The sequence below is a fragment of the Haloarcula sp. CGMCC 1.6347 genome (assembly GCF_037078395.1).
Taxonomy (GTDB): Archaea; Halobacteriota; Halobacteria; order Halobacteriales; family Haloarculaceae; genus Haloarcula; species Haloarcula amylolytica.
Map to the genome: position 1 here is coordinate 415,576 of NZ_JAYMGX010000001.1, position 13,173 is coordinate 428,748.

Annotated in this window: 15 protein-coding genes; 7 read left to right on the forward strand and 8 right to left on the reverse strand. The window is 66.3% G+C overall.

The features are described from left to right. Positions 1-104: 104 nt before the first annotated feature. Together VI340_RS02225 and VI340_RS02230 are read left to right on the forward strand one after the other, a co-directional pair. A complete protein-coding gene (locus VI340_RS02225) occupies positions 105-839 on the forward strand; it encodes a bifunctional helix-turn-helix transcriptional regulator/GNAT family N-acetyltransferase (protein WP_008310722.1) in 735 nt (244 codons plus the stop codon). Positions 840-929: 90 nt separating this feature from the next. Next, entirely contained in the window at positions 930-1,421 is a 492-nt protein-coding gene (locus tag VI340_RS02230; protein WP_008310720.1) for a pyridoxamine 5'-phosphate oxidase family protein, read from the forward strand. Positions 1,422-1,428: 7 nt separating this feature from the next. Here VI340_RS02230 and nadC read toward each other — a convergent pair whose 3' ends face one another. The 4 genes from nadC to VI340_RS02250 form a co-directional block, all read right to left on the reverse strand. Then, entirely contained in the window at positions 1,429-2,250 is an 822-nt protein-coding gene (nadC, locus tag VI340_RS02235) for a carboxylating nicotinate-nucleotide diphosphorylase (protein ID WP_336357686.1), read from the reverse strand. Then, positions 2,250-3,776, reverse strand: coding sequence for an L-aspartate oxidase (locus VI340_RS02240; protein WP_336357687.1), 1,527 nt, complete (start codon positions 3,774-3,776; stop codon positions 2,250-2,252). Before VI340_RS02240 ends, nadC begins: the two co-directional genes overlap by 1 nt. Positions 3,777-3,778: 2 nt before the next feature. Then, entirely contained in the window at positions 3,779-4,906 is a 1,128-nt protein-coding gene (nadA, locus tag VI340_RS02245; protein ID WP_193363409.1) for a quinolinate synthase NadA, read from the reverse strand. Positions 4,907-5,175: 269 nt separating this feature from the next. Further along, a complete protein-coding gene (locus VI340_RS02250) occupies positions 5,176-6,672 on the reverse strand; it encodes an amidohydrolase (RefSeq protein WP_336357688.1) in 1,497 nt (498 codons plus the stop codon). Between the two features lie 81 nt (positions 6,673-6,753). Between VI340_RS02250 and hmgA the strand changes: the two genes are divergently transcribed. Next, on the forward strand, positions 6,754-7,971 hold the full coding sequence (gene hmgA / locus VI340_RS02255) for a hydroxymethylglutaryl-CoA reductase (NADPH) (RefSeq protein WP_336357689.1): 1,218 nt from the start codon (positions 6,754-6,756) through the stop codon (positions 7,969-7,971). A 24-nt stretch (positions 7,972-7,995) separates the two neighbouring features. Here hmgA and VI340_RS02260 read toward each other — a convergent pair whose 3' ends face one another. Both VI340_RS02260 and VI340_RS02265 read right to left on the reverse strand, forming a co-directional pair. Further along, positions 7,996-8,346, reverse strand: a complete 351-nt coding sequence (locus tag VI340_RS02260) for a hypothetical protein (protein ID WP_008310708.1) — start codon at positions 8,344-8,346, stop codon at positions 7,996-7,998. Beyond that, complete coding sequence (locus VI340_RS02265; protein ID WP_336329887.1) at positions 8,343-8,867, reverse strand: DUF5817 domain-containing protein; 525 nt, start codon at positions 8,865-8,867, stop codon at positions 8,343-8,345. The genes VI340_RS02260 and VI340_RS02265 overlap by 4 nt, the downstream gene beginning before the upstream one ends. A gap of 151 nt (positions 8,868-9,018) precedes the next feature. Here VI340_RS02265 and VI340_RS02270 point away from each other — a divergent pair, with 151 nt between their 5' ends. Beyond that, entirely contained in the window at positions 9,019-9,357 is a 339-nt protein-coding gene (locus VI340_RS02270; protein WP_336357690.1) for a cupin domain-containing protein, read from the forward strand. Between the two features lie 37 nt (positions 9,358-9,394). Further along, complete coding sequence (locus VI340_RS02275) at positions 9,395-10,192, forward strand: hypothetical protein (RefSeq protein WP_336357691.1); 798 nt, start codon at positions 9,395-9,397, stop codon at positions 10,190-10,192. A gap of 19 nt (positions 10,193-10,211) precedes the next feature. Here VI340_RS02275 and VI340_RS02280 read toward each other — a convergent pair whose 3' ends face one another. Next, positions 10,212-10,436 carry a hypothetical protein gene (locus tag VI340_RS02280; RefSeq protein WP_336357692.1) on the reverse strand — a complete coding sequence of 75 codons (225 nt, stop codon included), beginning with the start codon at positions 10,434-10,436 and terminating at the stop codon, positions 10,212-10,214. Positions 10,437-10,517: 81 nt separating this feature from the next. Here VI340_RS02280 and VI340_RS02285 point away from each other — a divergent pair, with 81 nt between their 5' ends. Beyond that, the gene (locus VI340_RS02285; protein ID WP_008310699.1) at positions 10,518-10,745 is read left to right on the forward strand and encodes a DUF7860 family protein; all 228 of its coding nucleotides are present in this window, start codon (positions 10,518-10,520) and stop codon (positions 10,743-10,745) included. Between the two features lie 140 nt (positions 10,746-10,885). Here VI340_RS02285 and icd read toward each other — a convergent pair whose 3' ends face one another. After that, complete coding sequence (icd, locus tag VI340_RS02290) at positions 10,886-12,148, reverse strand: isocitrate dehydrogenase (NADP(+)) (RefSeq protein WP_008310697.1); 1,263 nt, start codon at positions 12,146-12,148, stop codon at positions 10,886-10,888. 151 nt (positions 12,149-12,299) lie between these two features. Here icd and VI340_RS02295 point away from each other — a divergent pair, with 151 nt between their 5' ends. After that, complete coding sequence (locus VI340_RS02295) at positions 12,300-13,142, forward strand: isoaspartyl peptidase/L-asparaginase (RefSeq protein WP_336358185.1); 843 nt, start codon at positions 12,300-12,302, stop codon at positions 13,140-13,142. Positions 13,143-13,173 lie beyond the last annotated feature (31 nt).

Here is a 13,173-nt window from a genome sequence, read left to right on the forward strand (position 1 = left end):
TCACCGGCGGCCACGGCACCGCTACTTCCGAAGTAGCGCTTAACTCTCCATCCCGGCGGGCGGGTATCTTCAAGTAGATACAGTCATCAGTCTGCCATAACGAAATGCCGTCCCCAACAGACCTCGAACTCGGCGGTGAGCGGTCCGATGTGTATCGGTTCGTGGAGCGGAACGGCCCTGTCGCGCCCGCCGAGGTGGCCGAAGCCATCAGCGTCGACCCCGAGCGGTTCCAGCACCACGTCTCCATTCTCAAACGGGACGACCTCATCGAGGCCACCGAGGACGGGAAGCTGACCGTGGCGCTCCACCACGGCGAGACGGCCGAACACTACGAGGCCGGCGTCAGCTACGAGATACGGCCTTCCCGGCCGTCGGACCTCTCCGGCGTCGTCGGGACGATACGCGACGTGACCAGCGAAGCGCCGTACATCATCGCGGCCGGTGTCGCCGAGCAACTGGCCTACGAGGACACGCTCGTCCGCTGGGGTCCCAATCGCTGTCGCGTCGTGTTCGTCGCCACGGTCGACGACGACGTCGTCGGCTGGGTCCACGTCGCCATGTCCGAGGTGGCCGAACTCGCGTCGACGGCCGAACTCACGCTCGGAGTAATGGAGACGTACCGCCGTCACGGTATCGGCAGCCACCTGCTCCACCGCGGGGTCGAATGGGCCGCGAGCCGCGGCTGTCGAAAGGTGTACAACAGCCTGCCGGCCACGAACGAGCGGGCCATCGACTTCCTGAAGGAGACCGGCTGGACGGTCGAGGCTGTCCGCGATGGCCACTACGAGATCGACGGCGAACTGGTCGACGAGGTGATGATGGCGCGCCGGCTGGAGTGAGACGGACTGACGGCAAGCGCCACGCTCGTGAGCGGAGAACCCGGAGATAGCGCCCTATGGATTTATGATTGTCTACCGACAAGTGACGACATGACAGTTACCGAACTAGAAGACTACGGAATGCTCCAGATGGACGTCGAGGACATCGAAAAGACCCTCGAACGGAAGAGCATCGGCGTGCTTGGCGTCCCGACCGATTCCGCGCCGCTACTGCGCCCGCTTGGTTTCTGGTACGACGGCGAGTCCACGCTCTACTTCGTCTACGTTCTCGGTGCCGACAGCCGGAAAGTGACGGTGAGCGACCACGCGGACGTTGCCCGGTTTCTCATCTACGACGTCGAAACGACGTTCAACTGGCGCAGCGTCCTGCTGACGGGGACCATCGAACGAGTCCCTGGCGACGAACGCAGGGCAATCGAAGAACAGATAGACACTTCCTGGACGCCCGACGTGTTCGAGCGGGCGGCCGAGACGGAGGCCACGGCGCTGTATCGGTTCCGAATCGACGAGCGGGCCGGTATCAAGCAACTCGAACTCCCGCCGGAACTCAGAACCGAATCTTCGACGAGTGGACCGGAGTAACCGGGACTCAGCCCGTTCGGAAAGAGAAATCCAGCGTCGGCGCGGAGTGGGTCAGCGACCCCATCGAGATGATGTCCACGCCCGTTTCGGCGTAGGCCGGCACGTCCGCAACTGTGATACCGCCGCTAGCCTCGGTAAGCGCGTCGGAAGCAGACGTTGCCACTCTGTCGACGGCCCGCTCAGTTTCCGCGGGAGTCATGTTGTCGAGCAGGACGATGTCCGCGCCGGCCTCGGCGGCCCGCGGGGCGTCCGCCGGAGCTTCGACCTCCACGTCGAGTTTCGTGGCGAAGGACGCCCGCTCGCGGAAGTGCTCGATGGCGTCGACCAGTCCCATCTCGGCGATGTGGTTGTCCTTGACCATCACCATGTGCGAGAGGTCCAGTCGATGGGTGTCGCCGCCGCCGGCCGCTACCGCTCGCTTCTCGATGCCGCGCAGGCCGGGAGTCGTCTTGCGCGTGCCGGCAATGCGGGGCGTGGAATCCGTCGCAGCCGATTCCGCCGCATCGACGGCGGCCCGCGTCTTCGTCGCCACGCCCGAGGCGTGGCCGGTGATATTCACGGCGACGCGCTCGCCGCGGAGGACCGACTGCGCGGGGCCGTCGACGCGAAGCACTACGTCGCCGGCGTCGATAGCGTCCCCGGAGTCGACCGGTGTCTCAACCGCACAGTCCAGATACTCGAACACAGCGGTGGCGGCGTCGAGACCGGCGGCGACGCCGGACTCTTTCGCTACCAGGCGGCCCTCGGTCGTCCCGGGCACGTCGTTGGTCACGTCGTGGTGGCCCACGTCCTCGCGGAGCCACCGCTCGATGTCGCTGTCGGCGAGCATCAGTCGGCCGTTGACTCCGGCGGTTCCTCACTCGCATCCACGAGATTGTGCGTGCCGACGCTCTCCTCGTTCTCGGCGGCGTGGCGCGCGATCAACAGCGCGGTGACGCTGGCGTGGCGGAGTTCGTACAGCGAGCGGCTGGTCCGCGTGCGAACGTAGGCGTCGACTTCGCCCTTGAGCCGGCGGAGGACGGCCATCGCGCGCTGGAGGTCCGCGGGGTCCCGCTCGACGCCGACGTTCTCGTCCATCACGCGAGTCAGCCGCTGGAACTTGTCGCGGGCGAAGCGGTCGGGCAGATCCGGGTCGCGTTCGAGGAGTTCCGGCGCTTCGATTGGCTCCGGCTCGGCCCCGGCGGCGTCTTCGCCGGCGCGCAGGCCCCAGACTAGCCCTTCGAGCAGGGAGGTGCTAGCGAGGCGGTTCGCGCCGTGGACGCCGGTTCGGGAGCATTCGCCGACGGCATAGAGCCGGTCCAGTGTCGTCCGACCGCGGTCGTCGACGCTGATGCCGCCACAGAGGAAGTGCTCGGCGGGCGCGACCGGAATGCCGTCTGTCCAGTCGATGCCGTACTCCTCGCAGTTGTCTGCAAGGTCTGGGAACTCTTCGACGAAGTTCAGGGGAGAGACATCCAGCGTGACCTCGCCGGTCGCCTCGCGCTCGGCTTTGACCGCCCGAGCCACCACATCGCGCGGCGCGAGTTCGGCGTCGGCGTGATAGTCGGGCATGAACCGCTCGCCCTTGCCGTTGCGCAGCAGGCCGCCCTCGCCGCGGACGGCTTCGCTGACGAGGAAGGCGACCTCAGCGCTACCGGAATTACCTTCGAGTACGCACGCCGTCGGATGGAACTGCACGTACTCCATACCTTCCACGTCGGCCCCGGCGAGTGCGGCCATCCCGATGCCGTCCCCAGTGGTGTTGTCGGGGTTCGTCGTCCGCGGGTACAGGTCGCCGATGCCGCCGGTCGCCAGGACGACGCTGCCGGCGAAGTACGGGTCGACCTTGCCGTCGGATTCGAGCATCGCGCCGTGGACACGACCCTCGTGACGGATGAGTTCGAGCGCGGCGGTGTCGTCCAGAATCTCCACGCTGTCGTGGTCGTCGATGTAATTCAGGAACGGGACGTGGATGTGCTTGCCAGTCGAGGCGTCGACGTGGAGGATGCGATCCTCGCTGTGGGCGGCCTCGCGGGTGAAGTCGTGGTCGGAGCCGTTGTGGTCAAAGTCAATGTCGAGGGTGTCAAGCAGCACGTCCTCGACGGCTCCGTTGGCGTTCTCGACCAGCACGCCGACGGCGTCGGGGTCGGCAGTGCCGTCCGAAGCGGCCATGATGTCTTCTTTGAACTCTTCGGGGGTGTCCCGGGAGACTGCGATGCCGCCCTGGGCCCACCAGGATGAGGAGCCCTCCGGGCGGGTCGCCTTCGTGGCGAGCGTCACGTCGTCGCCTTCTCGGGCCGCGGCGAGCGCCGCCGCCAGCCCGGCGATGCCGGAGCCGATGACCAGTACGTCCGTCGTGATCGGGTCGTCCGTCATGGTTAGATCTCCAGCATTCGGTCCATCGCGACCTGTGCCAGGTCCTTCTCCTCGGGCGCGACTTCGATGACGTTGCGCTCGCGACCCTCGACCAGTTCCTCCAGCACCCACGCGAGGTAGTTCGGGTCGATCTGACGCATGGCGTTGCAGTCCATGCAGGCGTCGCCACACAGCGGAACCACGTTCACCTCGGGGTGCCACCGCTGGAGGTGGTGGGTGAGGTGAATCTCGGTGCCGATGGCCCACGTCTCGCCGGGGTCGGCCTCGGCGACGGACTCACAGATGGTCGACGTGGAGCCGGCCACGTCGGCGGCCTCGACGACCTCGCGGCGACACTCGGGGTGGACGATGACGTTCGCGTCGGGGTAGTCCTCGCGGACAGACTCGATGTGGTGCTCGCGGAAGCGTTCGTGTACCTGGCAGTACCCCTCCCAGAGGATGACGTCGTTTTCGACGGCGTCAGCGGCGTCGGTGCCCTCGGCGTCCCACGGGTCCCACTCGACGGTCTCGTCGGCCATGCCGAGCCGGTGGGCCGTGTTCTCACCGAGGTGCTTGTCGGGCAGGAACAGCACTTTGTCGCCCTTCTCGAAGGCGTACTCGAAGGCCTTGTGCGCGTTCGAGGAGGTACAGACCAGCCCGCCCTGCTCGGCGCAGAAGGCCTTCAGGTCGGCGTAGCTGTTCATGTACGTGATCGGGATGATATCTTCGTCGTCGTCGAGCGCCGCGGTCAGTTCCGCCCACGCGGCGTCGACCTGCAGCGCCTCGGCCATGCCGGCCATCGGGCAGGACGCCTCCATCGACGGGAGGATCACGGACTGGTCGTCGTCCGTGATGATGTCCGCGGATTCGGCCATGAACGTCACACCGCCGAAAATCACATAGTCGGCGTCGGACTCGGCGGCCTCCTTCGAGAGCTGGTAGGAATCGCCGATGAAGTCGGCGTGTTCGACGATCTCCCGGCGCTGGTAGTTGTGGCCGAGGATGACCACGTCGTCACCGAGGGTATCGAGCGCGCTCTCGATGCGTTCGGTCCGCTCGTCCGCATCGAGGTCCCGGTACGCCGGCGGGAGCTGCTCGAGGTTGTCGTACTTGAAGAGGCTGAGGTCCGTTTCGAACGCTGCGGTTTCCATTTCGGGCACGATGTATCCACCTGTCGGTACTCACACTTCGGAGCTCTCCCGTGAAAAGATTTTATCTTCAAAGTCGGGGGTTGGTGGGCAAGGAGATTGTATACCTGGTATTGGAGGTAACTACAGTTCTGTTTCCGGTGTTGGTGGCCTATCGGGTTTTATATCCGGCTTTGGCGATCTAACTGCTTCTATATCCCGTACTGTCGAATTATGTTGTTTGTTACCGAGAAACAGGAAACGTGACGCGTCGATACTACCGTCTGTCGGACTTACTCGCCGGAATCGAACACGGTCTGGCCGTCGCTGACGGTCAGCGTGACGGCTACGTCCGAGATATCCGCATTCGGGACGTCCCACGGAGAGGCCGATAGCACGGCGAAATCCGCAACCGATCCCGGCGTAATCGTGCCCATCCGGTCCTCGTCGAAGCCCGCGTACGCGGCACCGCTGGTGTACGCCCGGAGTGCCTCGTCAACTGTCAGCCGCTGGTTCGACTCCGGCGCGGTGACGGACTGCTCGACGCCGTACAGCGGGGAAAGCGGCATACAGTCGCTCCCGAAGGCCAGTTGTGCGCCGGCATCCACGAGGTCGCGGAACCGGTTCGTCAGCGCGCGGCGCTCGCCGAGTCGCTCGTCGTACAGGCCGCCCGGCACCGCCCAGCGGTGGAAGTTCGGCTGCGCCGAAACGACCAGTGGCGACGCCGCCAGTCGCTCCGCCAGGTCGCCGGTGAGCACCTCGGCGTGTTCGACGCGGTGGCGCTCATCCGCGGCGTCGACTGATTCGATAGCCGAAAGCAGCGCGTCGATAGCCGCGTCGCCGATGGCGTGAGCGGCGAACTGGAGGCCCGCGTCGTCGACCGCTGACACGAGTTCCCGGAGGGCATCTGGGTCCGTTCGCCACTCGCCGACGCTGTCGCTGTCGGCGTACGGCTCCCGGAGCCGCGCGGTGCCGGCCCCGAGCGACCCGTCGATGTACGTCTTGATCGCGCCCGTTTGCACTCGGTCGCTCCCGTGGTTCGTCACCAGTCCGAGTTCCCGTATGGCGTCGAGGTGGTCTACCCAGTAGTTGAGCCGAATCCGCAGGGAGAGTGCGTCCTCGGTGTCTAGGTCGCGGTACACTCGCGGGGCGTGAGACTGCCGCACCATGTCGTGTACGGCGGTAATTCCCTTTGAGAGAGCCACCTCCTGTGCGGCCAGCAGGTACTCCCGGGTCTGCGTGTAGTCGGGCGCGATAGCGTCGAAGACGGCCTCGGCGGCTTCCTCGACGAGCACGCCAGTTGGTGCTCCGTCCTCGGTCCGAACGCCGTCGTCGGGCAGGTCCAGTACGTCCAGCGCGGCGTGGTTCACCGACACCGTATGGAGGTCCTCGCGCGCGGCCGCGACCGGCCGATCAGCGCTCACCCGGTCCAGCGTCGCCGCCTGCAGCAGGTCCCCGTCCCAGTCGCTCTCGTCGTAGCCAAACCCCAGTATCCAGCCCTCGCCGTCGTCGGCCGCCAGCAGCCGGTTGATGCAGTCGTCCGGGCCGTCCGCCCCGGCGAGGTCCGCCTCGACTGCACGCCGGCCGACGATGTCGAGGTGCGTGTGGGCGTCGACGAAGCCGGGCAACAGAACGCCACCGCGACAGTCGACGGTCTCGGCACCCGCGGTCGAGAGTTCGTTCGGGTCTCCGACGGCTGTGACAGTTCCGTTCGTCACTGCGACCGCCGATGCCGGACCGTCGCCGGACAGCGGCCGCACCTCACAGTTCGTGAATACGCGGTCGACCATACAAACTCGGCGAGCGGCGACTGCAAAACGCTTGGCCCGCCAAGAGCAACTGTTAGGAGTCCCGAAGCCACACCGGTCAGTATGACCGACTCCGACGCTACGGCGCTCGCGGAGCGCGTTCGTGACGGTGAGTTGCGGCTCTACGAACTGGAAGACCACGCCGACCCCGACGTTGCGGCGGCGGCCCGTAGACACCTGCTGGCCGAGGAGACCGGCGCGGATCTCTCGGCGGTCGGCGACTACACCTTCGACGCCGCTGACGCCGAGAGCAACATCGAGAACATGGTCGGTGCGGCGCAGGTCCCGATGGGCGTCGTCGGCCCGCTGCCCGTCGACGGCGGGGCCGCCGAGGGCGACCACTACCTCCCGCTGGCGACCAGCGAGGGCGCGCTGTTGGCCTCCGTCAACCGTGGTGTTTCGACCATCCGAAACGCCGGCGGCGCGACCGCTCGCGTGCTCAAATCCGGGATGACCCGCGCCCCGGTGTTCCGTGTCGAAGACGTGGCCGAGGCGGGCGAGGTGTCGGCCTGGGTCCGCGAGCACGTCGACGCTCTCGCCGACGCCGCCGAATCGACGACCAGCCACGGCGAACTGCAGGACGTGACGCCCTACGTCGTCGGCGACAGCGTCTTCCTGCGGTTCTCGTATGACACCAAAGACGCGATGGGGATGAACATGGCTACCATCGCGACGGAGGCGGCCTGCGACGTCGTCGAGTCCGAGACGCCGGCTGACCTCGTCGCGCTGTCGGGCAACCTCTGTTCGGATAAGAAGCCCGCCGCTATCAACGCTGTCGAGGGGCGCGGTCGGACTGTCGCCGCCGACGTACTCATCCCCCACGAGCAGGTCGAGGAGCGACTGGACACGACTTCCGACGCTATCGTCGAGGCAAATACCCGCAAGAACCTCGTCGGTTCGGCGAAGGCCGGCGCGCTGGGATTCAACGCCCACGCCGCCAACGTCGTCGCCGCGGCCTTCCTCGCGCTCGGGCAGGACATCGCGCAGGTGGTCGAGGGGAGCAACGCTATCACGACGGTCGACGCCCGGGAGGACGGCCTGTATGCCTCTGTCACCATTGCATCGCTGGAGGTCGGCACTGTCGGCGGCGGGACGGGTCTCCCCACGCAGTCCGAAGCGCTTGACGTGCTTGGCTACAGCGGCGGCGGCGACCCTGCTGGCAGTAACGCCGACGCGCTCGCGGAGGTCATCGCTGCTGGCGCGCTTGCTGGGGAACTCTCCCTGCTCGCGGCGCTCTCGTCTCGGCACCTTTCCTCGGCGCACGCCGACCTCGGGCGGTAGCCCCGGCTTCCCGGCGGCGCACTATCACTGCCGGCTCTGGCTTACCAGAAAGCCGGCCCCCGCAACGAGAACGATGACGCCAGCGAGCAGGAGCGCTTCCTGCCCGAGCAGCGGGCCGAGCACCAGCAGCGCCCACGCCACCGCGAACACGCCGTGGGCGATGGCGAACAGCCGTCGGCCGCGCCGGGCGAACACGACCGTCCCCAGCGCGAATCCGAGCGTGAGGACGACCGCCGAGAGCGCGACCGTGCTCACCCGTAGTGAACCCACAGCAACCGGCTCGACGACCGGCGTGAGCAAGAACAGCAATCCCGAGAGACCGACAAGCGTCCCGACCGCGACTGGGCCGGGCTCGAAGTCCAGCGTCGCGGTCATAGCAGCCGGTACTGCCCCCGGCTCTCCGATGCCTTGCCGGCGCGAACCAGCTTTGTCAGTGCCTTCCGGGTGTACGACGCCGGGACGCCGCGTTCCTCGGCGTAGGCCACGACATCATCCTCGGTCGGCTCGTCGAGGGTCCGCAACGCACTCAGGACGGTTTCCTTGCGGCTCGACCCGTCCGTCGCCCCCTGTTCGGTGCGCTCGGCGGCCGCCGACACGGCGTCTGTATCCACCCCCGAATCTTCGAGGTACGTCTCGTCGTCCACGCCCGCGTCGTCGACCTGGCGCTCCATCTCGGCGTAGGAATCCAACTCCGCGAAGGCGTCCCCCTCCCCCTGTCTGTTCGCCAGCATCGACGCCCGGACCTCTCGGGCGTGGGCCTCGTCGTCCGTTTCGACGAACTTCCGCCGCTTGGCGTGTTTCCGGCGCGTGCCACACCGCGGGCACTGTGTCGTCTCCGGCCGTCCCTCGGTGACCCACAGCGCGCTGCAATCACTACACCCGACGACCGCGTACATACCTCTCTGTCAGGGCCGGACGGTACTGAATCCACCGACAGGCGGCGCGACCACAGCGTGTGGATTAGGATCTCTATAACGAGTGTCACGGCGTCGATGCTCACCCCTGTCGGACGAACGCTTAGGTGGGCCGGGTACGACAGCATAGCGCATGAGGGAAGTACCACAGGCGGCCTGCGAGACAGTCGAAGCAGTCGACGGCGTTCACCTGACACAGTTGGCGGTCGGAGAGCAGATGAGCGTCCAGCAGTTCCACATCGACCCCGGCGCGGCCGTCCCGGAACACAGCCACCGCCACGAGCAGGTCGGCTACGTTGTGAAAGGGACCTTTACCTTCCACGTCAACGGCGAGGAGTACGTCATCGGCCCCGGCGACTCCTACGTGGTCCCGAGTGAGGAGCCACACGAAGCGCGCAACGTCGGCGAGGAACCGGTCCGGGGTATCGACGTGTTCAGTCCGCCCAGATCGAACCCGGACTGGCAGGACTAGCCACAACTGTTTGGGGCCGGCGGCCGTAGCGCAATCAATGACGCGAGCAGTGGCTGCTGTCGTGACGCTCGCGCTCGTACTCGCCGGGTGCTCGGGCTTCGTCCAGCAGGACAGTCCCGAAACAGTCACGCCGGCAGCGGTGCCGACCGATGGGGCCGGCTATCCGCCGGGTGTGAGCGACGAGGCTGTGGTGCCGTCAGTGCTGGCCAGCGCCCACGCGCGGACGCTCGCGACGACGAACTACACGCTGGCCACCCGCCAGCGGGTCACTGACAGCAACGGAACGGTACTCCGGCGGTCTAACCACACACGCCACGTCGCGGCGAACAAGACAACGTATGCCGGGCAGTTCCGCCAGAACGGCACTGAACTGAACACTTTCACGACCCGCATTGACTACTGGACCAACGGCTCCATCGTCGCGGCCCGGTACGACGAGCGAGCGAACCGGCCCCAGCGGGTCAAGTGGACTGTCCGCGACGACGGCCCGGTCTCGGACCTCTCGGAGCGCCGTATGATACGTGGCATCGGGGAAGCCGTCGATCTCTCCGTTGCCGACCGGAGCGACGGCGGCGTCGTCCTCGTCGGCACCCGTTTCACGGACCCTGGCAGGCTCAGTACACCGCTGTTCGTGAGCGACCCTCGCAACGTCTCCGTCCGACTCCGCGTCAGTCACGACGGTACCGTCTCGGCGCTTCGGCTGGCATTCGATGCCGAACGGAGCGACCAGCAGGTCCGTGTCACGCAATACCTGCGGCTACGAAACGTCGGGTCTACGACAGTGACACAGCCGAAGTGGGTCGCGAATACGACCCAGCGGTCGCTTCAGGAATAACCGCCCGTAACGAACAAATTCAGGCGCTACCGAGCGCGGGCAGGACTCGGCGTGAGGCGAGCATATAGCCGGCGTACAGGAGAACCAGTCCAATATAAACCTCCCAGATAGCGAGCGCAGAAATACCGCCGGACATATCGGCGAGAGCGGCCTGTTCGGTGAGTGCTCCTCCTACGGTTAGCCCAGCAGCGAGGAGCGTCGAGAGCAGGAGTTCGAGTAGCTCTGGAATCGATTCTGAAACCATGTATGCGCAGATATCAGTGTCAACCCGCATGTAGCTCTTTCGATCCGAGAGAGCTTAGTAGGCCCACGAGAACGGGCCTGTATGAGCCAAAACTGGAACGCTGACTACGCGACACTCGCAAAGCGCGGGTTCATGCTCGGGGCGGGGCTGTTCCTCCTCGGCATCGCGGGGGAAGTCGCCGGAAGCGCCGTTCTCGGGACGCTCCCCGCCTGGGGCGACACGCTGCTGGTCGACATGGAAATGCTCGGTATTCTCGTCGGCCTCCTCTCGCCGCTCGTGTTCGGTGTGGTCCTTCCGCTGACCGAGTAACCCTTCTCTGACGGATACGCTCGATAGAACGACTCCCGAGCTACGGCCTCGTTCTCCCGACAGCACGACCGCTCGTCTCGCCAGTCCCGGCTGTTGTGCGCGATAAAAAATGGAGAGTTTGGGTGATCTGCGCGACTCGCTTACGCGAGCTTCTCTATATTCTCGACGACCTTCTCGGCGAACTCGCTGGTGGCGAGCTTCGTGCCGCCCTCGATCTGGCGTTCGAGATCGTAGGTGACGTTCCCGGAGGAGATCGTCTCCTCGACGGCGTCGCGAACGAGCTGGCCGGCGTCCTTCCAGCCCATGTATTCGAGCATGAGGCGGCCGGAGAGGATCATCGCGGTCGGGTTGACCTTGTCCTCGCCGGCGTACTTCGGGGCGGAGCCGTGGACCGGCTCTGCGAGACAGCGGGCCGAGCCGAAGTTCGCGCCGGGAGCGATGCCGAGCCCGCCGATCTGTGCGCCGGCGGCGTCGGACATGTAGTCCCCGTTCAGGTTCATCGTCGCGATGACGTCGTACTCGTCGGTGCGAGTCAGGAGCTGCTGGAGCATGTTGTCGGCGATGCGGTCGTTGACAACGAGCGCGTCCTCGGGCGCTTCGCCGTCGTACTCGTCCCACAGCTCGTCCTCGGTGATGACGTTCTCGCCGTACTCCTCTTCGGCGACCTCGTAGCCCCAGTCACGGAAGGCGCCCTCGGTGAACTTCATGATGTTGCCCTTGTGGACCAGCGTGACGCTGTCGCGGTCCTCTTCGAGGGCGTAGTCGATGGCCTCGCGGACGAGGCGCTTGGTCCCGAACTCGGTGATCGGCTTGACGCCGATGCCGACCGGGCCGTCGTGGATGGTTTCGTCGAAGTTCATCTCGTCCTCGACGAACTCCTTGACCTCCTCGACTTCGTCGGTGCCGGCCTCCCACTCGATGCCGGCGTAGACGTCCTCGGTGTTCTCCCGGAAGGTGACCATGTCCATCTCCCCGGGGTCCTTGACCGGCGACGGGACGCCGTCGATGTGGTAGGTCGGGCGGACGTTCGCGTAGAGGTCGAGCGTCTTCCGGAGCGCGACGTTGAGCGAGCGGAAGCCGGCCCCGACCGGGGTCGTCAGCGGGCCCTTGATGGCGACGTTGAACTCCTTGATCGCCTCGACGGTGTCGTCGGGGAGGTTCTCGTCGTACTTGTCCCGGGCGGACTGGCCGGCGTAGACGCGCATCCAGGAGATGTCACGACCGGTGGCGTTCGCGGCGGCTTCGAGCACCTTCTGTGCGGCCGGACCGACGTCCGTCCCGATACCGTCCCCGTGAATGATGGGGATGATCGGGTTCTCCGGAACGTCGAGTTCGTCGTCCTCCGTGACCTGAATCTGCTGTCCCTCGTCGGGAACCTCCACTTTGTCGTAATCGTAGCCCATATTCCGCCAATTGACAGTCGCCCCTAAAGGCGTGCCGCTTTGCCTCAGACATGGTAACACAGTGCGTAAAGAAAGGGCTGCGACCGCATGCCGGCACGTCACTATCGCTATAGCCGGAGGTCATATGCCTTTCGTCTGTCAACAGGTCTGCATGCACGTCATCGTCCACGGCGGCGCGGGCAGTCCACCGGAGTCACCGGCCACTCGGCAGGAAACACTCACCGACGCCGCTGAACGGGCAACGGCGGCGGAGGGTCCGATGGACGCGGTGCTGGCCGCGCTTCGACCGCTCGAATCCGACCCGGCGTTCAACGCCGGCGTCGGCGGGGCCGTCCAGAGCGATGGGGAGGTCCGGACCGACGCCGGACTGATGAACGACGACGGGCAGGTCGGTGCGGTGTGTGCAATGTCTGGCGTTGTACACGCCGCGGATGTGGCCCACAGTGTGGGAACCGAGACGCCACACGTCTTGCTGGCCGGTGACGAGGCCGTCGATTTCGCGGCAGACATGGGTGTCGACACCGGTCGCGACCTCACGACGGCGGAGACGCGCCAGCGATACGAGGCCGCTGACCCACCCGGTGGCGGGCCCGCCGACCACCTCGAATGGGTCCGTAAGCATTTCAGCGGCACCGACACTGTCGGCGCGGTTGCGACCGACGGGGACCGGCTTGCGGCAGCGACGTCGACCGCCGGGCGATGGTTTGCACTGGCCGGTCGGGTCGGCGACGTCCCGCAGGTCGGCGCTGGGTTCTACGCGGACGACCGCGGCGGCGCGAGCGCGACCGGCGAAGGGGAGGCCATCGCCCGGTTCGGCCTGGCCCGCCACGCCGTCGAACTGCTCGACACGTACGGCCCGCGACAGGCCGCCGAGGAAGCAATCGCGGCGTTCGAGGACGCCACCGGCGGGCGCGCCGGCGTGATCGTGCTCGACCACGCCGGTCACACCGGGGCCGAACGCAACACCGCCGCGATGCAGACCGCGACGAGATAGCCAGAGGGAAACCCCTTTGCCCGCGACCGAC